This is a genomic window from Mucilaginibacter sp., from assembly GCF_036568825.1.
In the GTDB taxonomy this organism is placed as follows: domain Bacteria; phylum Bacteroidota; class Bacteroidia; order Sphingobacteriales; family Sphingobacteriaceae; genus Mucilaginibacter.
In genome coordinates this window covers 36,727-57,854 of the sequence record NZ_DATCRU010000032.1, presented here as the reverse complement: position 1 = coordinate 57,854, position 21,128 = coordinate 36,727, and the positions used below count along the sequence as shown (strand labels likewise).

At 41.8% G+C, this 21,128-nt stretch carries 14 protein-coding genes; 9 read left to right on the top strand and 5 right to left on the bottom strand.

Features of this window, described 5'->3' with window-relative positions; all coding sequences use genetic code 11:
* The first annotated feature begins 15 nt into the window (after positions 1-15).
* The 3 genes from VIM89_RS07065 (at position 16) to VIM89_RS07055 (ending at position 7,941) form a co-directional block, all read left to right on the top strand.
* Positions 16-5,109 (top strand): translocation/assembly module TamB domain-containing protein, encoded by a 5,094-nt coding sequence (locus tag VIM89_RS07065; RefSeq protein WP_488155440.1) that lies wholly within the window; start codon positions 16-18, stop codon positions 5,107-5,109.
* Between the two features lie 6 nt (positions 5,110-5,115).
* Positions 5,116-7,386, top strand: a complete 2,271-nt coding sequence (tamL, locus tag VIM89_RS07060) for a translocation and assembly module lipoprotein TamL (RefSeq protein ID WP_488155439.1) — start codon at positions 5,116-5,118, stop codon at positions 7,384-7,386.
* A 135-nt stretch (positions 7,387-7,521) separates the two neighbouring features.
* On the top strand, positions 7,522-7,941 hold the full coding sequence (locus tag VIM89_RS07055) for a retropepsin-like aspartic protease (protein WP_488155438.1): 420 nt from the start codon (positions 7,522-7,524) through the stop codon (positions 7,939-7,941).
* On the opposite strand, the gene VIM89_RS07050 is transcribed toward VIM89_RS07055, so the two are convergent.
* Both VIM89_RS07050 and gyrB read right to left on the bottom strand, forming a co-directional pair.
* Positions 7,931-9,478: a hypothetical protein gene (locus tag VIM89_RS07050; RefSeq protein ID WP_488155437.1), complete on the bottom strand. Its 1,548-nt coding sequence runs from the start codon at positions 9,476-9,478 to the stop codon at positions 7,931-7,933. The genes VIM89_RS07055 and VIM89_RS07050 overlap by 11 nt on opposite strands.
* Positions 9,479-9,599: 121 nt before the next feature.
* Positions 9,600-11,558, bottom strand: coding sequence for a DNA topoisomerase (ATP-hydrolyzing) subunit B (gyrB, locus tag VIM89_RS07045; protein ID WP_488155436.1), 1,959 nt, complete (start codon positions 11,556-11,558; stop codon positions 9,600-9,602).
* 280 nt (positions 11,559-11,838) lie between these two features.
* Between gyrB and VIM89_RS07040 the strand changes: the two genes are divergently transcribed.
* The gene (locus tag VIM89_RS07040; protein ID WP_488155435.1) at positions 11,839-12,429 is read left to right on the top strand and encodes an OmpH/Skp family outer membrane protein; all 591 of its coding nucleotides are present in this window, start codon (positions 11,839-11,841) and stop codon (positions 12,427-12,429) included.
* Between the two features lie 93 nt (positions 12,430-12,522).
* The gene (locus VIM89_RS07035) at positions 12,523-13,002 is read left to right on the top strand and encodes a nucleoside deaminase (RefSeq protein ID WP_488155434.1); all 480 of its coding nucleotides are present in this window, start codon (positions 12,523-12,525) and stop codon (positions 13,000-13,002) included.
* Positions 13,003-13,207: 205 nt separating this feature from the next.
* Here the strand turns inward: VIM89_RS07035 and VIM89_RS07030 are convergent, their stop codons facing one another.
* From VIM89_RS07030 to VIM89_RS07020, 3 genes are all read right to left on the bottom strand, one after another.
* The gene (locus tag VIM89_RS07030) at positions 13,208-15,154 is read right to left on the bottom strand and encodes a polysaccharide biosynthesis protein (protein ID WP_488155433.1); all 1,947 of its coding nucleotides are present in this window, start codon (positions 15,152-15,154) and stop codon (positions 13,208-13,210) included.
* 279 nt (positions 15,155-15,433) lie between these two features.
* Positions 15,434-16,378: an MraY family glycosyltransferase gene (locus VIM89_RS07025; protein WP_488155432.1), complete on the bottom strand. Its 945-nt coding sequence runs from the start codon at positions 16,376-16,378 to the stop codon at positions 15,434-15,436.
* Positions 16,379-16,560: 182 nt separating this feature from the next.
* Positions 16,561-16,965, bottom strand: a complete 405-nt coding sequence (locus VIM89_RS07020) for an RNA-binding S4 domain-containing protein (RefSeq protein ID WP_488155431.1) — start codon at positions 16,963-16,965, stop codon at positions 16,561-16,563.
* A 178-nt stretch (positions 16,966-17,143) separates the two neighbouring features.
* Here VIM89_RS07020 and VIM89_RS07015 point away from each other — a divergent pair, with 178 nt between their 5' ends.
* The 4 genes from VIM89_RS07015 (at position 17,144) to VIM89_RS07000 (ending at position 21,114) form a co-directional block, all read left to right on the top strand.
* Entirely contained in the window at positions 17,144-17,959 is an 816-nt protein-coding gene (locus VIM89_RS07015) for a 2,3,4,5-tetrahydropyridine-2,6-dicarboxylate N-succinyltransferase (protein ID WP_488155430.1), read from the top strand.
* A gap of 117 nt (positions 17,960-18,076) precedes the next feature.
* Complete coding sequence (locus tag VIM89_RS07010) at positions 18,077-19,051, top strand: glycosyltransferase family 9 protein (protein ID WP_488155429.1); 975 nt, start codon at positions 18,077-18,079, stop codon at positions 19,049-19,051.
* A gap of 1 nt (position 19,052) precedes the next feature.
* The gene (locus VIM89_RS07005) at positions 19,053-19,619 is read left to right on the top strand and encodes an L-threonylcarbamoyladenylate synthase (RefSeq protein ID WP_488155428.1); all 567 of its coding nucleotides are present in this window, start codon (positions 19,053-19,055) and stop codon (positions 19,617-19,619) included.
* Positions 19,620-19,701: 82 nt separating this feature from the next.
* Positions 19,702-21,114, top strand: coding sequence for a CCA tRNA nucleotidyltransferase (locus VIM89_RS07000; protein WP_488155427.1), 1,413 nt, complete (start codon positions 19,702-19,704; stop codon positions 21,112-21,114).
* Positions 21,115-21,128 lie beyond the last annotated feature (14 nt).

Genomic DNA, 21,128 nt, shown 5'->3' with positions numbered 1-21,128 from the left:
GAAAAACATATACCATTGAAAAAATTTGGCCGCATAGCCTTAAAGACTGTCCTGTGGATTATTGGCAGTATTTTGTTCCTGGTTCTGGTGCTCATTATTCTGATCCAGATACCCGGTGTTCAGAATTTTATTAAAGACAAAGCGGTTAATTACGTTCAGAATAAGATCCACTCCAAAGTTAAGATCGGGCATATCAGTTTGGGGCTTCCAAAGCTGATCGTTATCGACAGCGTTTACATGGAAGACCAAAGGCGGGACACGCTTGTCGCCGGCGATCAGCTCAAACTGGATGTAAGTCTGCTGGACCTGCTTCATCACAAGCTAACCGTAAACGAGATCAACCTGAAAGGTATCACCGCCAATGTTTACCGCAATAAGGACAGTGTTTTCAACTTCGATTATATTATTAAGGCATTTAATAACGGGCCTTCAAAGCCGGCTAATCCGAATGATACTTCATCAATGAAGATCTCATTGGATAAGATTATTCTGAACAAGATCAATATCGGCTATAACGACCTGACCAATGGCAACAATGTAAAATTCATTTTGGGTCACTTTGATACCCGTATCAAGGACTTTGATATGAATAAAATGAAATTTTCGATTCCGAAGATCACCATATCGGATATTGATGCCAAGATTGTCCAGACGCCTTCGGGTTCATCTATTCAAAAGGCCGCAGTTGTTGATACAGCTACGCAACCTATTAATATGACCCTTAACCTGGGCACTATCGAACTATCACGAATTAAGGTAGACTACAGTACCAACGAAATGGCGGCCAATGTAAATCTCGGTGAGTTTTTGATCGAGATGAATAAGCTCGATCTGAAAAATCAGGTAGCTGATATCAATAATATTTCATTGGATGATACCCGCGCCTCGCTCACTTTTGCTAAACCACAAACGGTAAAAAAGGCGGTCGTAAAAACAGTAAAAAAGATCGACACATTGGTGGCTAAACCACAGACTGGCAAACCCTGGTCTGCTGTCTTACGAAAGCTCAGCTTTAAGAATGATAATATTCAGTTTGATAACAATGGACAAGCCCCATTAAAGAACGGCCTGGATTACGCGCATATGAACATTCGTGATCTGAATGCCGATCTGGAGAACCTGGCTTACAGCGCCGATAGTTCTTCAGGAAAGATCAACAATCTGACTTTTACTGAAAAAAGCGGATTGGCCATCAGAAAATTCCATACCGATTTCTTTTATGGCGAGCACAAATCTTACCTGAATGATCTTTATCTGGAAACACCGCAAACGGTTCTGCAAAAGAAATTAGAAGTTGGTTACCCTTCTCTGGCCAATATCAGTAAAGATTTAGGGAAGATCAGTATTAACGCCGATCTGGATGGCAGTCGCCTGGGGTTAAAAGATGTACTGCTCGTTATGCCAACCATGGCATCAATGGAGCCATTTAAACACTCGCCAAACAGTGTATTTAAGATCAATGGTCAGGTGATGGGAAGAGTAAACGACTTGAACATTCCTTCTTTGGAGATCACAGGTTTGAGCAACACGCATATTAAAGCATCGGCGAAAATGAAGGGCCTGCCTGATATGAATAAGACCTACTTTGATGTAACGATCAATGACTTCAATACCAGCCGCGGTGACCTGGCAAAAGTCGTTCCGGCGGGAATGATCCCATCCAATGTCGACATTCCTGAAAACATGAACCTGAAAGGCAACTTCAAAGGCAGCATGGCCAATTTCAATACCAAACTGGCTTTAAAATCAAGCCTGGGCAGTGCCGATGTAACTGCACAAATGAAGAATGGTACCAATAAGCAGAAAGCCACCTATTCAGCACATGTCAATTTAAATCAGCTCAACGTGGGTGCCTTAACTAAGCAGCCTCAACAATTGGGCAGCGTTACCTTGTCAACTGAGATATCAGGCACGGGTATCGACCCTAAAACCGCAAGTTTTCAATTTAACGGCGACATTGCCAGCGCTTACGTTAAGGGTTATACTTATAAAAACCTGTCGCTGAAGGGCACAGCTGTAAATGGCAGCTATACCGCCATTGCCCGCATGAAAGATCCGAACATCAATTTCAGTCTGAATGCGAAAGCTAACATGAACAAAAAATATCCATCGGTTAATGCAACGCTAATGGTGGATAGCATCAACCTTAAAAATCTGAATCTGGCAACTGACGAAACGCGTTTTCATGGTAAAATCGAGGCAAACGTTCCAACTGCCGACCCTGATTACCTGAATGCCAATATTAAAGCGACTGATTTGGTGATGTTTGCATCGGGCAAACGAATTAAAATCGATACGGTAAGCCTGGTATCTACTGCAAATGCGGATAGCAGCAGCCTCCGCCTCACAACTCCAATGCTTTATGCTCACATGGTTGGCAAATACAAACTAACCGAGATTGGCGCAGCTATGCAGGATGTAATTAATCAATATTTCAATCGCTCCATCGCATCAAAAATTGTTAATGCTAAGCCAAAGTATACGCCGCAGCAATTCAAGTTCGATGCGCGCTTAGTAAAGACTCCTTTGGTCACCGATTTTGCTCCTGACCTGAAGCAGATGGATCCGATAACATTTAACGGATGGTTCAACAGCCAAACCGGAGACCTTGTGGTAAATGGCAATATACCGAAGGTAATTTATGCTACTAATGAAATAAGCAATGTAAAACTGGCCATAAAAACCAACCAGGATGAGTTGGATTATAGCCTGACTGCTGACCAGATCAAAGCATCGTCTTCCATCAACCTGCTTTATACCAGCATAACCGGTAAGGCTGAAGACGATAAACTGAATATTAATTTACAGGTTCGCGACGCAGCAAAGAAAGAACGCTACCGCATTGCCGGGGTATTCAGTTTATTACCTGACGAATACCAATTCAGTTTCCTGCAAAATGGATTGGTTCTTGATTATAAACCGTGGGCTGTAAATGCTGATAATGCATTACAGTTTGGCACCAAAGGCATATTCGCCAAAGATTTCACCATCACCAACAGTAACCAGACACTCAGCGTTAACAGCACTGAGCAGCAAATGAATGCCCCGGTTAAAATCGATTTTAAAAATTTCCATATCGAGACTTTAACACGGATTGCTCAGCAGGATTCATTGCAAGTTGGCGGTGTGATCAACGGCGATGCCACGATCAGTAATTTCCAGAAATCACCTGTATTTACGTCAGCCTTAAATATTGGCGATTTTAATTTTAAAGGAGATACCGTAGGCAATATCGCCATCAAGGTAAATAATCAAACCGAAAATGCTTTTGCTGCCCAGGTTGGCATTACAGGTAAAGGTAATCAGGTGGATCTGAAAGGGATATATTACACCGCTACGCAAAGTCGCTTTGACCTTGATCTGAACATCGTGAAACTGAACATGAAAAGCATCGAAGGCTTCAGTTTCGGCAGTATTAAAGAAGCAACCGGTGATATTACCGGTCAGTTGAAAATTGCAGGCACAACATCCGCCCCGGCAGTACGCGGCGATATCAACTTTAACAAGGTAGGCTTTAATGTATCGATGCTTAATTCCTACTTCAGCATGCCGCGCGAAAGCATTACATTCAATAATGACGGCATACGCTTTAATGATTTCACGTTGGTCGATTCAACGGGAAATAAAGCGATTGTAACAGGTACAGTTTATACCTCTAACTACACCGATTACAAATTCGGGGTTAATATCCACACAGATAATTTCAGGGTGATCAATTCTACCCAGGAAGATAACCAACTGTACTACGGTAAGCTCTACCTGAATAGCGACATCAAAATAAGGGGTGATATGAATTCACCGGTTGTGGATGCGAACCTGACCGTGAACGACAAAACCGATTTGACCATCGTTCTTCCATCAAGCGACCCAAGCATTGAAGACCGGCAAGGTGTGGTCGAATTTATCGACCCAAATGCGCCGAAATCCGACTCCATTATGCTGGCTAAGCAACTCGACTCATTAAAGAAAAGTAAGCTGACGGGAATGGATGTGAATGCAACAATCCGGATAAATAAGGATGCTGTTTTCAATATTGTAGTCGATCAAAACAATGGTGATATAGTTCACATAAAGGGCGAAGCACAATTAAATGGAGGAATCGACCCAAGTGGCAAAACTAATCTGACCGGGACGTATACTGTAGAGCAGGGATCATACAATCTTTCTTACGCCTCAGTTAACCGCAAATTCAACTTCAAAAAAGGCAGCACCATTACCTGGACGGGCGACCCAACCAGCGCCAATATCAACCTGACAGCTATTTATGTAGCCGATGTACCTCCTATAGACCTGGTAAGCGACCAATTAACCGGCACCGAAAATCAGACTATGTACAAGCAAAAGCTGCCATTTAATGTCGACTTGAAATTGGAGAATGAATTAATGAAACCAGATATCAGCTTCGACATCGTGTTGCCAGATAGTAGTTATACAGTATCGCAGGATGTAATTAATACGGTTGATTCAAGGCTTGCCCAGGTAAGGCAAGACCCAAATGAACTAAACAAGCAAGTTCTGGGAGTGTTGGTATTAGGTCACTTCATCGGCGATAATCCATTGCAAAGCCAGGGCGGTAGCACAGGTGTTGAAGGCTTGGTTAGAAATAGTGTGAGTAGCTTGTTATCCGATCAGTTGAATCGATTAGCTGGCAACCTGATAGCAGGCGTGGATTTAAATTTTGGACTGACGTCCGGTGAAGATTACTCATCCGGTACGGCGCAAAACCGAACGGATTTGAACGTGGGCCTATCTAAGCGGTTCCTGAACGACCGGCTTACAGTCAGCGTAGGCAACAATTTCAATCTCGAGGGCCAAAATCAACCGGGACAGAAGACTACTGATATAGCGGGCAATGTTTCAGTCAACTATAAACTTAGTAAGGATGGTCGTTATCAATTGCGCGCCTATCGTCGCGATCAATTTGTGGTGATTGAAGGTGAAATCATTGAAACGGGGGTCGGTTTTACTCTGACCGTAGATTACAACCGATTTAGTCAGATATTCAGAAGAAAAACGCCTAAAGACAAGGCGCTGGAACGTAAATACAAACAGGAGCAAAAAGAAAAAGATCAGGAAGCCAAAGAGACACAGCAGCAAGCAGCCAACTAATGACCTATGAATTTAAAACTACGCTATATACTTATACTTTCATCTGTACTGACTGCCTGCAGCACTACCAAATATCTTGCCCCTAATCAAAAGTTATATGATGGTGGTTCAGTAAAATTTGCTGATACAGCAGGGAACGTAACCGCTAAAGATGCAAAAGGAATGAGTGACGAATTGACCGACTTACTACGTCCTCACCCTAACTCAAAAATACTAGGCATGCGGGTAAAGTTGTGGATATATTATAAAACCAAAACCAACAAAAAGAAAGGCCTAAGTCATTGGCTCAATACAAAATTCGGTCAGCCACCTGTATTGATAAGCGAAGTAGATGTAAACAAGAATGCTCAGATATTACAAAGTCGCCTGCAAAATGAAAGCTATTTCCAGTCACAAGTGAGCGGAGATACTACCAGTAAAAAGAAAATTGCCAAAGCGATATACACGGTCGAGCCCGGGTCAAATTATACCATCCGTTCGGTATCTTTTCCAACGGGCAAGAGTGATGTGGATACGGCTGTTGCAGGTACGATTAAGCAAACTCTTTTTGTTGTTGGGAATAACTACAACCTGGATATTATTAAGGCTGAGCGGGTACGCATTGACGCCAAATTAAAAGAAGAAGGTTTTTATTATTTCGCTCCTGAAGATCTGATCATGCGGGTAGATAGTACGGTAAAAGGCCACCAGGTGGATATTTATGTAAAAGTAAAAGACGAAACAGCCGACGAAGCACGCAGGATATACAAGATCGATAATATTTACGTTTATCCGCATTACACTTTAAGAGATACAGCGCTTAAACTCGATTCGGCGGTAAAATATCGCTGGTATAATGTGATCGATCCGAAAAATACCGTTAGGCCTTTTGTATTTAAAAATTCCGTACTACTGCAGCCGGGAGAAGTATATAACCGCACTGATCATAATAAATCACTGAACAGGATGATCAACCTGGGGCCTTTCAAGTTTGTAAAGAACAGGTTTGAAGATGTTTCTGCCGACTCATCGAAGCTAAATGTGTACTACTTTTTGACACAATACCCAAAAAAGTCTTTACAGCTTGATGTATTAGGGCGAACAACTTCAGCAAATTATACGGGTACACAGGTTAATATCAACTGGAAAAACCGCAACGCTTTTAAAGGCGCCGAGGCATTAACGGTTACCTTATTTGGCAGCTCCGATGTGCAATTCTCCGGACAAAATCAGGGATACAATGTATACCAGACAGGTGTGCAGACCACTCTATCATGGCCGCGATTTATTATGCCATTCCCAGATCCAAAAGCGGACAATGCTTATATCCCGCATACCAATTTAACGCTGGGGTATACACTTGTAGATCGAAATAAGCTTTATCTTTTAAATTCCTACACCGGATCATGGGGTTATGAGTGGAAGTCAAACACCTTTGTTACCCACGATCTGAATTTAATTAATGTAACCCGTGTTGATGCGGCTCATGTCTCCCAACAATACCTTGACAGCATACAACACACCCAAAACCCAACACTGAAGCATGTGATCGATAACCAGTTTACCTTTGGTCCAAGCTACGGGTATACGTACACGACCACAACACAAACCAACCGTACCAATACCTATTTTTATAACGGAAAGATTTCACTATCCGGCAACATTTATGGCTTGTTAACGGGTGCTGATACATTAGCCGGGAAGGTACGCAAACTGTTTGGCGTTCCTTTTAATCAATATGTGAAGATCGAGAATGAGTTCCATTTTTATCATAAGCTCAGCCCTAACAGCAGTATAGCTACCAGATTAATTGTAGGGGTTGGTTTACCTTACGGCAACTCTACAATTCTGCCATATAGCCAGCAATTCTTTATTGGTGGCACCAATAGCTTGCGTGGCTTCAGGGCACGTTCCATAGGCCCGGGTACTTACACTCCTTCGGAGACGATTACCAATGCAAGTGGATTTCTACCGGATGAGTCGGGTGATATAAAAATCGAAGCCAACGTGGAATATCGGCCAAAACTATTCAGTATCGTATATGGCGCACTATTTATGGATGCTGGAAATATATGGAACCTAAGGCCACATGCAGGCTTACCCGGTGCAGCCTTTGGCAAGGATTTCATCAATCAAATGGCTGTGGATTGGGGCTTTGGATTGAGGTTTGATGTTACTGTCCTGGTACTTCGTACCGATCTCGGTTTCCCCGTACGTTATCCGTTCCCACCGGGGCAACCTTATAAATTTAAAGCCCAGAACGGTGTATTTAACCTGGCTATAGGTTATCCTTTTTAATTAGTGAATGAGTGAATTAGTGATTGAGTGAGTTATTGAATGGTTAAATAGTTGACCGGTGAAGAGCAATGTAACCGACAACCACTACAACTTCTACAACCAATACAACTAATAAAAATTGATTATTATTGCCTGATGACTGTAACCGTTCCTTTGCAAATTATCGATCTTCATGGCGATGGATATCATCCGCTGGTTGAGATAAATGTAAATGGCACACCATATATACTCGTATTAGATACCGGCGCTTCTAAAACTGCTTTTGATCATGATATGTTAGAGCAATCAGGGGCAGCTATTGTGGCCAGCGAAAGGTTGTCAACAGGCTTGGGGGTTACCAATATGAGTTCATCAACCGCTATAATCAATGACATTCAGATCGGCGATCTGTATTTATCAGATTTTGAAGTTGCCGTGCTTGATCTTTCAGCCATTAATATTGCTTACAGGCAGCTCAATCACCCCGAAGTTTTAGGTGTGTTAGGTGGCGACATCCTGATGAAATATAGCGCAGTAATTGATTACGGTAATAAAGTATTGATTTTTAATACTTAGATTCTTTTAACACCTTAATCTTCCTTAATAATAATTCATTTGCCGGCGCATATTTCAGACCAGTATTTAAAATCTCTATAGATTTTGATTTCCCGTATTTTCTGTAATAAAACTCACTGGCCCTGCCAAAAGCCAAAGCAATTTGTTCTTCGTTTTTATTCTGATAATTACTGTGTGTATCCAGTTCATTACACATTGTTTTCAGATATTTATCGCCTTGCTGTCCATCATTAATTGAGAAATAATAATACGTCAGGTAAGAATAACTGTATAAACAAATTGACCTGATCCTGGGGTCATTTCCCAGAAAGGGGAACCTGGCTATGTACTGATCCAGTGACTTAACAGTTTCAGACGAAGGCTGACCGGCAAACTTTGGCCCGATCATATCTGTTAGCAATGATTTTGGTTGCGGATCTGTAGGGTTTCTCGCTATTGCTTTTTCCAAATAAGTTTGCGCATCCGTGTAGTTATTTGAAGTGTACGCATATCGCGCGTTTTCAATCAGGTATTCATCTTCAATATCATTTTTAAGGGTCGAATCCTTTAAATTCTTTTCCAGGTAATTGTGCACCTCATCAACTTTATTTTTTTGCCCTGCTTTCCATAATTTCTTTTGGATAAGGTTATCGAACTGAAATTCTACATACTTTTTTTTATCTTCATCACTATTTGAAGAATTGACGCTATACACCAACCCCTCCCAGTCCTTAATGTCCTCAAATTTGAAATTCTTGACCAATTCCTCCATTATGGCGTTTTGCAAAAACTCGTTCTTTTTAGCCGGATATAGCACCTGGGCTTTGGCTATATTTGAATAGGCATCACTATACTTCGTATCGTCCATTTCTTCAATGGCGTCATTATAATAAAGTACCCCAACGGCCTCTTTTAGGCTGATATTTGTTTTGCTATAAAAAAACTCGTCAAAAGCTTTATCCGTACCAACTTTCTTTACATAGTCAGGGTCAAGATATTTAGTCTTTATCAAAGCATTAATATAATTCTCTTTGCTTTTAGCATCCGGCACAAAATAGCCCTTTTCAGGATCGGTAGTCTCCAGCAAAATATTATATGAGCCCGGATAAGCAACCACGTATACGTGAGTAGGCAGTTCCTTTATCTCATAAGGCACCTGAAATTTATCCAGTATATAGGCATAAAGAATAGACGCACCCGCGCACTGATATTCACCGGTTGTAAAAAGCTGATCAAAAGATGCTTTTTCTTCATACCGCTTCAAAAAAGTAGCATGCACCATTTGAAAAAGCTGTTTTAATCTTCTTTCAGGTTTCTGATTAGCGGTTGATTCCCAGTCTAATTGTTTTATGTGATCATTCAATTGGGCAATGGTTGAGTTGGCATCAGCTTCACTCATTTTGGCTGTCAACGCCAATTTTATGTAATCATCGGGCAGTTTCGCATTTGCCATCAGTGTTTTTTCCGCATCATTATGATAGCTTATAAAATGTTCCTGCGCTTTAAGAGAATAATTGATTAGGAAAAATGATGAGAGGAGTAGTAAATTTTTTATCATACAAATTTGTGTTAAGGTCTCTGGAAAACAATGATAAATATATCGTTTTTAAAAATTCCCGGCAATAAAAAAAACCTCTTCTTGTTAAAAGAAGAGGTTTTTTAAAATAAAGCTATCTTAATTACGCATCAATCTTAGCATACTTCGCATTCTTTTCAATGAATTCCCTGCGCGGTGCAACTTCGTCGCCCATCAGCATAGAAAATGTATGATCGCACTCGGCTGCATTTTCAATGCTTGCCTGGCGCAATGTACGTGTTTCGGGATTCATAGTAGTTTCCCATAACTGCTCGGCGTTCATCTCACCCAAACCTTTGTAACGCTGTACGTGTACGCTGTCCTCTTTACCAGCACCTTTCAGGCGTTGGATAGCAGCATCACGCTGAACATCATTCCAGCAATATTCCTGCTCCTTGCCTTTCTTTACAAGATACAGCGGCGGTGTTGCGATATATACATAACCAAATTCAACCAGTTCTTTCATATAACGGAAGAAGAAAGTTAGGATCAGTGTAGTAATGTGCGAACCGTCCACGTCAGCATCCGTCATGATAACGATCTTGTGATAACGGAGTTTGGTAAGGTTCAATTCTTTATCATCTTCGGCGGTACCTATGCTTACCCCGAGAGCAGTAAACATGTTCTTGATTTCCTCGTTTTCGTAGATCTTGTGCTCCATGGCCTTTTCTACGTTCAGGATCTTACCCCTCAAAGGCAGAATAGCCTGGTATTCGCGGTTACGGCCTTGTTTGGCAGTACCTCCTGCCGAGTCCCCTTCGACAAGGAATATCTCGCACATTCCGGGATCATTATTAGCGCAATCTGCCAGTTTTCCAGGCAGTCCGGTTCCACCCATCACGTTCTTGCGCTGCACCATTTCGCGGGCCTTACGGGCTGCAGCACGGGCCGTAGCAGCAAGAATAACTTTATTAACGATCAGTCTTGCTTCTTTTGGATTTTCTTCCAGATAATTGGATAGAATCTCACCAACAGCAACATTTACCGCACCGCTTACTTCGCTATTACCCAGCTTGGTTTTGGTCTGACCCTCAAACTGGGGCTCAGCAACTTTAACCGAGATCACTGCAGTCAAACCTTCGCGGAAGTCGTCACCGGTAATATCAACTTTTACGTTTTTCAACAAGCCTGACTTATCCGCATAGCTTTTCAGCGTACGTGTCAAACCCATACGGAAACCGGCTACGTGGGTACCACCTTCAATGGTATTGATGTTATTTACGTATGAGAATACGTTCTCGCTGTAGGTATCATTGTATTGTAAGGCCAGCTCAACCGGGATGCCCTGTTTATTGCCTTCCACATAGATCGGATCAGGAATCAATGGCGTACGGGTGCCATCCAGATATTTCACAAACTCTTTTAAACCGCCTTCGGAGTAGAACTCTTCAGTGGTATAATTTCCGCCTTCATCTGCATAACGCTCATCTGTAAGGGTCAGCCTGATGCCTTTATTCAGAAATGCCAACTCACGCAAGCGTGTAGCCAGTGTATCATACTTATATTCCAGTGTTTGGGTGAATATCTCAGCATCTGGCTGGAAAGTTTGGATAGTTCCGGTACGATCGGATACACCGATGGCCTTCACATCAAACAATGGCTTACCCCGTTCGTACTCTTGTGTGAATATTTTCCCCTCACGATGTACAATGGTAGTCATGTGTATCGACAACGCGTTAACGCAGGACACACCCACACCGTGCAAACCGCCTGAAACCTTATAAGTGTCTTTATCGAATTTACCACCGGCGTGCAATACAGTCATTACCAGTTCAAGGGCTGATTTCTGCTCCTTGGTGTTTATCCCTGTCGGGATGCCACGACCGTTATCTTCTACTGTAATGGAATTACCTTTGTGGATAGTTACTTTGATGGTATCGCAATAACCGGCAAGCGCTTCATCTATCGAGTTATCTACCACCTCATATACCAGGTGATGTAACCCTTTAGGGCCGGTATCACCGATGTACATTGAAGGACGCTTACGCACCGCTTCCAATCCTTCTAAAACCTGTATATTATCTGCTGAATAATTGGATACTTCTTTTACTTCTTCGCTCATATTTATGTTCAACGATCATCCCTTTTTACGCGGGGAATTAATATACAAAAATACGCATTTTAACCCGGATTTCTGGCATACGTGTGGATAAATAACAGCGATGTTTATATATGCGGATGTGCAGATGTGCGAATGTGCAGATAACTTCAAAAAACACCATATCAATTAATATAAAATGCCAAATTACGTCCACTCATCTCCGCATTTGCACATCTGCACATCCCCACATTTGCACATCCGGGCCGAAAGATTATCTTTGTCAAAATTTTGAATTAAGAGAATGAAAATCAAGACCTCGCCTTTAACCAAACTAACGTTAGGCCTTATGGTTGCCGGAACTATTGCGGCATGTAACCAAAATAAAACTTCAGATAAATCAGCGGCTTCGACTACTCCGCCCTCATCCGGCAGTATTGTATATGTAAACCAGGATACCCTGCTGTCAAAATATGAGTATTTTAAAGACATGTCGAAGCGTCTTGATGACAAAAGAAAAGCAGCTCAGAACGATGTTGGCTCACGCCAGCAGGCATTACAAAGAGAAGCTGCCGACTATCAAAGGAGCGCAAACACTTTAAGCGCCGATCAACGCGCTACGACCGAACAGCGTTTACAGCGTGAAGGACAGGAATTTCAACAATACTCTCAAAATGCGGCTGCCCAGATTCAGAATGGAGAGGGTGAAGAGCAGAAAAAATTGTATGAAAAAGTTGCTGCCTTTATGACAGATTATGCAAAAGAAAAAGGCTATAAAATGATCCTGACCTTCCAAAAGGGAAACACTACTATGTGGTATGGTGATCCGGGATTGGATGTAACTTCTGATGTTGTAAAAAGGCTGAATGATGCTTACGCAAAAGACAAAAAATAACTATTAGACGCATGTATCAAGCGGATACATGTTTTTAAGAAATACAACTAAACCCTGGTCCTTAAAACCGGGGTTTTTAATTCACAGAATGCGATGAAAATGAAGGAACATGAAAAGTTTATGCGGATGGCTATTGGGCTGTCTGAGCAGAATGTGAAAGGAGCTGCCGGTGGACCGTTTGGTGCAGTTGTTGTAAAAGATGGCGAAGTGGTGGCAGCCAGTGCTAACCAGGTTGTTCAGCAAAATGACCCCACAGCTCATGCGGAAGTATCTGCAATCAGGCTTGCCTGTCAGCAACTAGGAACTTATGATCTCACCGGGTGTGTCATTTATACCAGCTGTGAGCCGTGCCCTATGTGTCTCGGTGCTATTTACTGGGCGCATATTGATACAATCTATTATGGCAATACCAAAGCTGACGCAGCTGACATAGGCTTTGACGATCATTTCATCTACAAGGAACTTGAGCGACCAATGAATCAGCGTAAATTACAGATCATTCAGCTTTTACGTGATGAGGCGATATCAGCATTCAGACTCTGGGTCGATTCCGGATCGAAGATAGGTTATTGATTTAGTAAAAAAGTCATGCCGAATTTATTTCGGCACCCCATCTGCAAGGTATAAGATAGACAGGTCTACTATTGGCAAATCGCACACCAAGCAAGCGTGAATGTCCTGCGGGTGCTAAAATAAATTCAGTATGACATTAGGGTTTAATCATAAAAAAGGCGTTCTGATAGTCAGAACGCCTTTTATTATTTTAAGAGTAGTAATATCAGCTCGCAAGCGCCTCAATTACTTCGATATCTCCGTCATTATTATCCAGGTATTCATACTGAGAATTTTTGCTGATAAATTCCGGAACGATCTCTTTCATTTTGTTCACAATGGCTTCATCATCCTGGCCTTTATTTAGCTCGAGCAATTCCTCAATGTCAGCAGCAACAGCCTCATAAGGATAAGTTATTACCTGGGCAATCTTGATCTTAGGGTGATGAGTAGGCATCGTACGTTCGCCTGCATTTAGCAGTTCCTCGTACAGCTTTTCACCTGGCCTTAAACCGGTATAAACAATCTTGATATCTTTATCAGGCTGCAGACCGGCCAGTTTGATCATCTTCAATGCCAGATCCGTAATTTTCACAGGTTGCCCCATATCAAAAATGAATATTTCGCCACCAGTACCCATGGTACCGGCTTCCAGCACCAGCTGAACAGCCTCAGGTATGGTCATGAAATAACGGGTGATCTCAGGATGGGTTACCGTAATCGGACCGCCTTTTTGTATCTGCGCCCTGAAACGTGGAATAACTGAGCCATTTGAACCCAATACATTTCCAAAGCGGGTAGTCACAAAACGGGTTGGCTGAACGCCTGACTTATTATTAATTGGGTTATCCTTCAACGCTTGTATATATATTTCGGCAATGCGCTTGGTGGTACCCATTACGTTTGACGGGTTAACCGCTTTGTCAGTCGATACCATCACGAATTTTTCAGTACCAAAGGCAACCGAAAGGTCAGCCACATGCTTGGTACCCAATACGTTCGCCAATACTGCTTCTGATGGGTTTTCTTCCATCATTGGTACGTGTTTGTACGCTGCGGCATGGAAAACAACTTCAGGGCGATAATCAGAGAACAGCTTGTGCATTCTCTGCAGGTTCCTAATATCGGCTATAAAAATAGTCGTAGGTACGTTCGGGAATTTTTCCTCTACCTCCAGTTTGATTTCGTGCAAAGGCGATTCAGCCTGATCGCACAAAATAACCATGGCCGGCTTATAACTCAGCACCTGGTTTACAATTTCTGACCCGATAGAACCTGCTGCGCCTGTAACCAGTACGCGTTTTCCATGCAAATCTTCCGAAATGCGTGTATTATCGATTTTAATCGGTTTACGCTGCAGCAAATCCTCAATCTTAAGATCTTTGATCTGCTGCGGATTAAGCTTGCCATATATCCACTGGTCTGATGGAGGTACGGTTAAAACTTGTATACCCAGCGCAAGGCAGTTTTCAAGGGCCGACTTTTTAGTTTGCTCATCAAGATTATGATTCATGATGATGAGCTTGTCTACATTATATTTTTCCTTTAGTTTACCAAGCTTATCAATATGATATACCCTTACCTGCTGAATTTCTTTATCTATCTTTTTGCTGCCATCATCCACAAAACCAACTACACAGAAGTTAGTATTCGCACTGGCCTCTAAAGCTTGTTTTACAAGTACCGCATTATTATCCGACCCATAAATCAATACAATAGTTTTTTTGGCATTAGTGTTATTTGTCAGATAAAAGAAAACGCTTTTTACTGTGGTTCTTAACAGGATCAGCAAAGTGCTCGATACTGAAAAGTTGATCAAAAGCACCAGGTTGAGCGTAACCAGGTCGACATGGATCACATGTACCAGCCAAGTGTTAATAACCACCAGGTAAAGCAAACTCGCTACAAATGCCGAACCGAAAATACGCAACATATCACGCGTGTTGGAATAACGGATCAGCCCGATATGTATACGCATAGCATACATTACCATAGCTGCAAGGGCACTGTATAATCCTGTATAAATGAAGAAGTAACCGCGAAGGATATTGATAAACTCGAATCGTTCTACAATAAAATAAGACGTGGAAAAAGACCAGGCCACAATCGAGAGATCAACAAGCATAATTAACCACCGCGGCACGACCTTAGAAAAGAGTAGGTATTTTTTCATAAAATGATGTTAGTAGATGAGTAGATGATATAATTATAGCTAATATTTTTTAAATACGCAAAAAATGCACCAGTTGAAACATAATAGGGGAGAAAATAAAAATGCAATTTTATTAAAAATACCCCGGTTTTTCAGATGCGTTGTTAAACATTATTGTTACAATACTTGCTTGCGTTAATATGCCCTATAACTCATATCCGACAACAAAACAAACCCTCAAGGCAAAAAGTTTTAGTTCTTATGACAAAAAAACCTATATGATGGTTTAATCGCATAGTATCAGATACTTATTTTTTTCATTAACGCAATTTTTAATATTAAATACATTAATATCAGGGGTATTAGAATAACCGCAAATAAACCTGTAGCAGTAAAGCTTCTGTTATTTACAATAAAAAAAATTATACCGCCCTGTAGCAGCATATATCCAAATGATACCCACAGGTGAGGCGTTTTACGTTCATTAACCATAATTTGATACAGGTGCAGTCGATGTGGCTTAAAAACGTTCTGTTTCAGCCAGATACGATGCATTATCGTCAATACCGAATCCGTGCCATATACAGACAGGAATAAAATATATGACCAATTATTTGTCACCAATATCAATTTGATTAATAACATTACGATCCAAAAGGCAATAGTGATACTGCCAACATCTCCGGCAAAACACCTGGCCTTTTTACGAAGGTTGAAATAAAGAAAAACTCCGCAGGCTATCATAGGCAGCCAGATCATATCTTTATCAATAAAGCCCAGTTTCAGGTTAACATACTGCAATCCGGCTAATACTACTAAGCTATAGCAGCCGGTTATGCCATTTATGCCATCCATAAAGTTGTAGGCATTGATCGTGCCTATAACAACAAAATATAGAAAGAGGGATTCATAAACCGGTCGTGAGAAAACGCCCAGGTAGATAAAAAACAAGGTTGTTGCTGCTAAATGCACCAGGATCCTTATTTTGCTTGACAGCGTTATCCGGTCATCAATAAAGCTGATTATCCCTACCATAAAAAGCGCCACTACAGGTAACCAGTAAGCAGAATGCATGATCACGGCAGCTAAAGCAGCAAAAAGAAAGATTACCCCGCCTCCACGGATGGTGATAACACTGTGTGAGCTACGCTCGTTAGGGTGATCGATAATGTTATAATGATCTGCGATTGGGAAGTATAATAACATGCCCGCAAAAAAGAGAATTGCTATTATTCCGTAGATCATACAATAAAGGCTGAGGGATTAAACAAACTTAGCCTGGCAGCCTTTTTTGATTTGATATGTTGCAGAATGTCAATCAATACAGTTTTTCAATTTGGTATATGGGTACCATAGGCTCCCAAAAATGCTGCAAAGATGCAATTATTTTTCGTTAACATCAAGATTCGGTCATTAGTGGTTTCCGCTTACTCTTCTTTGGTATCAAAGAAATTATCGTGCATGTCATCAATTTCGCGTCGTTCGCGCTTGGTTGGGCGGCCTGTTCCGCGGTCGCGTTTTAGCACCGGAGCGTTAAACATCGATTTAAATGCATGTGTCATCTCAACAGGTGTTTCATCAGCATAAAAACCTGCGACACTTTTGGCATCCATGCGGTTTTCTAATAATCCAAGTACCCTTATTATTTTACGTTCTGGCCCTTTAGATACAAGGTACACCTCTCCCACTTTTACTTCATGAGCCGGTTTGATATTCTGGCCGTCAAGCTTTACACGTCCTGCTTTGCAGGCTTCGGTTGCCAATGAACGTGTTTTGAATATCCGTATCGCCCACAAATATTTATCGATCCTTAATTTCTCTTTTTCAGGCATTTCTTTAAAACTTCAGAAGCTATTACTCCATTAATATTTACACAAAGGTAAAAACTTCGTTAAGACCGGGTTAATTAAACATATAGATATACGGTTTGTTATACTTACATATACTACATCTATAGGTAAACATTTCTCCTATAAAATCCTTTAATTTGTCAAAAGTTTATATCACATAATGCAAAATCTAAAGAAACTTATTGAAGAGGCTTGGGAAGACAGAACCCTTTTGGGGAACCATGATTATACCACCGCCATTGAAACAGTTATACAACGATTAGACCGCGGCGAAATGCGTGTTGCCGAATTAGTAGGTCACCGCTGGCATACGCATGATTGGGTAAAAAAGGCCGTTATCCTTTATTTCCCGATCAGGCAAATGGAAGAAATTGAAGTCGGCCCGTTTGTTTTTCATGATAAAATGAAATTGAAAACCGATTACAAAAAGCGTGGTGTACGTGTTGTTCCTCATGCTATTGCACGCTACGGCGCACATCTTGCTAAAGGTGTTATCCTGATGCCGTCTTATGTAAATATCGGTGCTTATGTTGATGAAGGGACTATGGTTGATACCTGGGCTACCGTAGGCTCATGTGCGCAAATAGGCAAACATTGCCATTTGAGTGGTGGTGTAGGCATTGGCGGTGTATTGGAACCGGTTCAGGCTGCCCCCGTTATTATTGAAGATAACTGCTTCCTGGGTTCACGTGCCATTGTAGTTGAAGGTGTGCATTTAGAAAAGGAAGTTGTATTGGGCGCAAACGTGGTGCTTACTGCGTCAACCAAAATTATCGATGTTACGCACGCAGATAAAGTTGAATATAAAGGCCGCGTGCCAGAAAGATCAGTGGTGATCCCGGGCTCTTATACCAAAAAATTCCCCGCAGGTGAATTCCAGGTGCCATGCGCGCTGATCATCGGCAAAAGAAAAGAATCCACCGATAAAAAGACCTCACTGAATGATGCCCTGAGAGATAATAATGTGGCGGTTTAGTTTAGATTTGAGACGTGAGATTTGAGATATGAGATTACTATTTATTAAAGATTGAACAATGCAAAGCCTTAGATTAGCTTTCTCATATCTCACATCTCAAATCTCATATCTCCAAAAATGAAGATATTAATCAGGCTCCCTAACTGGCTCGGCGATGTGGTGATGAGCACTGCATTTGTCGGTGCAGTAAGGCAATCTTATCCTGATGCACAGATTGATGTGATCATCAAAAAGGAATTGGGTGGAATTGCATCGCTCATTCCGGGACTTAACCAGGTTCATTTGTTTTCCAAGCAGGAATATCCGGGATTAGCAGGAGTTTATCGGTTTGGCAAAACATTGCAAGCTGAAAGATATGATTTGTTTTTCTGCCTGCCTGATTCACTTTCATCAGCAGTAATGGGCTGGGCAATCAAAGCAAAAAAGCGGATCGGGTTTGGTAAGGAAGGGCGGTTCTTTTTGATGACCAACACTTATAAAAAGCCTGCCAACCTGCATCGTACAGATGAGTATGTATCATTATTAGAGCAATTCACTGGTAAAAAGATCACAGAGCGGGAAGTCAGGCTTCAGGCTAAAACAACTGTACGCAATAGCAGTCAGGTTGTATTGAACTTTAATTCGGAGGCTGTATCACGCCGGATGCCGATTGATAAAGGGCAACAATTAATCAATACACTGACCAATACCTTTAAAAACACAAAGTTTGTGATCGTCGGTTCTCCGAAAGAGAAGGCTTATGTTGATGAATTACTTAGCGGCACAACAAACGACAAGATTGAGAATTATGCCGGCAAAACAAGTCTTGCAGGACTATGTGAATTGATGGCTTCATCAAAGGCAGTATTGACCACCGATTCAGGTCCGGCGCACCTGGCCAACAGTTTGGGAGTGCCTACTATAGTTTTATTTGGAGCAGGGAATGAATTGAATACCGCACCTTATAATAGAGAGAATTTAAAAGTGATCCGCGCAGGCAAACTGGAATGTGAGCCTTGCGTACGCAATACCTGCAAACTATACGGCATACCTAAGTGTATGCAATTGATAGACGAAATTAAGATTATAAACGCGTTAAGCTTATATTTATAACATGCTGAAGGAAGAAGTTGCCAAAGCTTTAAAAGTGATCCAGGAGGGCGGTATTATCCTCTATCCTACTGATACTATCTGGGGGATTGGTTGTGATGCTACCAATACGGAGGCCATCAAAAAGATATTCGCCCTGAAACAACGGGACGAAGCAAAAAGCATGATCATCTTGCTGGACAGCGAAAACAAACTGGAAAGTTATATTCAGGAAGTGCCTTCTATTGCTTATGACCTGATCGAATATGCTGAGAACCCGCTCACGCTGGTAATGCCGGGGGCAAAGAACATTTCTCCCGCTTTGATTGCTGCTGATGGAAGTGTAGGTATTAGAGTAGCTAAACATGATTTTTGCCAACAGTTGATACAGCGGTTACGCAAACCTCTGGTATCTACCTCGGCGAACATCAGCGGCAAACCATCCCCACAAACTTTTGATGAAATTGACCAGGAAATTATCGATGGCGTGGATTATGTGGTGGACCTCGAACAGCATGATACCGAAAAGAAAAAACCGTCCACCATTATGCGCCTTAACCCCGACGGGCAGTTTGAATTTATCCGCCGTTAATTTTATTATGGTTTAGGTTTTCTAATTACGATTTTTGTACCGAAATAATTTATGCTTTGAACCCCGCAAAGCATACCATCGCATGAAACAACACCTTAAACATCCTTTGTTTTCTATAGTAAGCGGTATTGCTGCTGAGCAAAACGTGCATGCTTACGTGATAGGTGGTTTCGTGCGCGATCTGCTGTTAAACCGTCCGTCAAAAGATATCGATATTGTTATCATTGGTAATGGAATTGAATTTGCAGAAAAGGTGGCGCAGAAGTTGAAGGTTAAGCTATCGGTATTCAAAAATTTCGGTACGGCGATGCTGAAGTACAGGGATATCGAAATAGAATTTGTAGGTGCCCGTAAAGAATCCTATCGTGCTCATTCCCGCAAACCTATTGTTGAAAACGGCACACTGGATGATGATCAGAAGCGTCGCGATTTTACCATCAACGCGCTGGCTATTGCCCTACATCCGGACCAGTTTGGCGAGTTACTCGACCCTTTCGGTGGTGTAAAGGATATGGAACAGAAGCTCATCAAAACACCGCTTGACCCGGTAGAGACATTTTCGGATGATCCGCTCCGTATGTTACGGGCTATCCGTTTTGCATCGCAATTAAGTTTTACGATAGACCCAATAGCTATTGAGGCGATCAAACAAAATGTTGAGCGCATTGAGATCATATCTCAGGAACGTATTACTGAAGAACTGAATAAGATCATTCTGTCAGCTAAACCATCTGTAGGCTTTATTTACCTGTTTGATACGGGGCTATTGCATAAGATATTTCCTTTGATGGCCAATCTTTATGGAGTCGATTATATCGATGGCAAAGGTCATAAGGACAACTTTTATCATACCCTACAAGTATTGGATAACATTTCCGCCACTACCAATGACCTTTGGCTGAGGTGGGCCGCAATATTACATGATATCGCCAAGCCTGCAACCAAGCGTTTTGAATCAGGCCATGGCTGGACTTTTCATGGCCATGAGGATAAAGGCGCGCGTATGGTGCCGAAAATATTCGCTACGATGAAATTGCCGCTGAATGAGAAAATGAAGTTCGTTCAAAAAATGGTGCAGCTTCATTTGCGGCCTATTGTTCTGGCGCAGGAAGTGGTAACTGACTCGGCAGTCCGCAGGTTATTATTTGATGCAGGTGATGACATCGAGTCATTGATGTTGTTGTGTAAAGCAGACATAACGACAAAAAATGAATACAAAATAAAGAAGTACCGAAACAACTTTGAGCTGGTTCAGCAAAAATTAAAAGATGTTGAGGAGCGTGACAAAATACGCAACTGGCAGCCGCCCGTTACCGGCCTCGACATTATGCATCTGTTCGGTATTAAAGAGGGCCGCGAAGTGGGAATTATCAAAAATCAGATACGCGAAGCGATACTGGAGGGCGAGATTCCAAACTCGCGCGAGGCGGCTCTCGACTACACAATTAAAAAAGGCGCAGAAATTGGCTTAAAAGTTGTGGCGAACACATTTTAACTTAAAACACTTAC

Bases quoted from the DNA above. Each gene is read 5' to 3' on its own strand.
- tamL (WP_488155439.1), top strand. From the start codon at position 5,116: ATGAATTTAAAACTACGCTATATACTTATACTTTCATCTGTACTGACT.
- VIM89_RS07055 (WP_488155438.1), top strand. From the start codon at position 7,522: ATGACTGTAACCGTTCCTTTGCAAATTATCGATCTTCATGGCGATGGA.
- VIM89_RS07050 (WP_488155437.1), bottom strand. From the start codon at position 9,478: ATGATAAAAAATTTACTACTCCTCTCATCATTTTTCCTAATCAATTAT.
- gyrB (WP_488155436.1), bottom strand. From the start codon at position 11,558: ATGAGCGAAGAAGTAAAAGAAGTATCCAATTATTCAGCAGATAATATA.
- VIM89_RS07040 (WP_488155435.1), top strand. From the start codon at position 11,839: ATGAAAATCAAGACCTCGCCTTTAACCAAACTAACGTTAGGCCTTATG.
- VIM89_RS07035 (WP_488155434.1), top strand. From the start codon at position 12,523: ATGAAAATGAAGGAACATGAAAAGTTTATGCGGATGGCTATTGGGCTG.
- VIM89_RS07030 (WP_488155433.1), bottom strand. From the start codon at position 15,154: ATGAAAAAATACCTACTCTTTTCTAAGGTCGTGCCGCGGTGGTTAATT.
- VIM89_RS07025 (WP_488155432.1), bottom strand. From the start codon at position 16,378: ATGATCTACGGAATAATAGCAATTCTCTTTTTTGCGGGCATGTTATTA.
- VIM89_RS07020 (WP_488155431.1), bottom strand. From the start codon at position 16,965: ATGCCTGAAAAAGAGAAATTAAGGATCGATAAATATTTGTGGGCGATA.
- VIM89_RS07015 (WP_488155430.1), top strand. From the start codon at position 17,144: ATGCAAAATCTAAAGAAACTTATTGAAGAGGCTTGGGAAGACAGAACC.
- VIM89_RS07010 (WP_488155429.1), top strand. From the start codon at position 18,077: ATGAAGATATTAATCAGGCTCCCTAACTGGCTCGGCGATGTGGTGATG.
- VIM89_RS07005 (WP_488155428.1), top strand. From the start codon at position 19,053: ATGCTGAAGGAAGAAGTTGCCAAAGCTTTAAAAGTGATCCAGGAGGGC.
- VIM89_RS07000 (WP_488155427.1), top strand. From the start codon at position 19,702: ATGAAACAACACCTTAAACATCCTTTGTTTTCTATAGTAAGCGGTATT.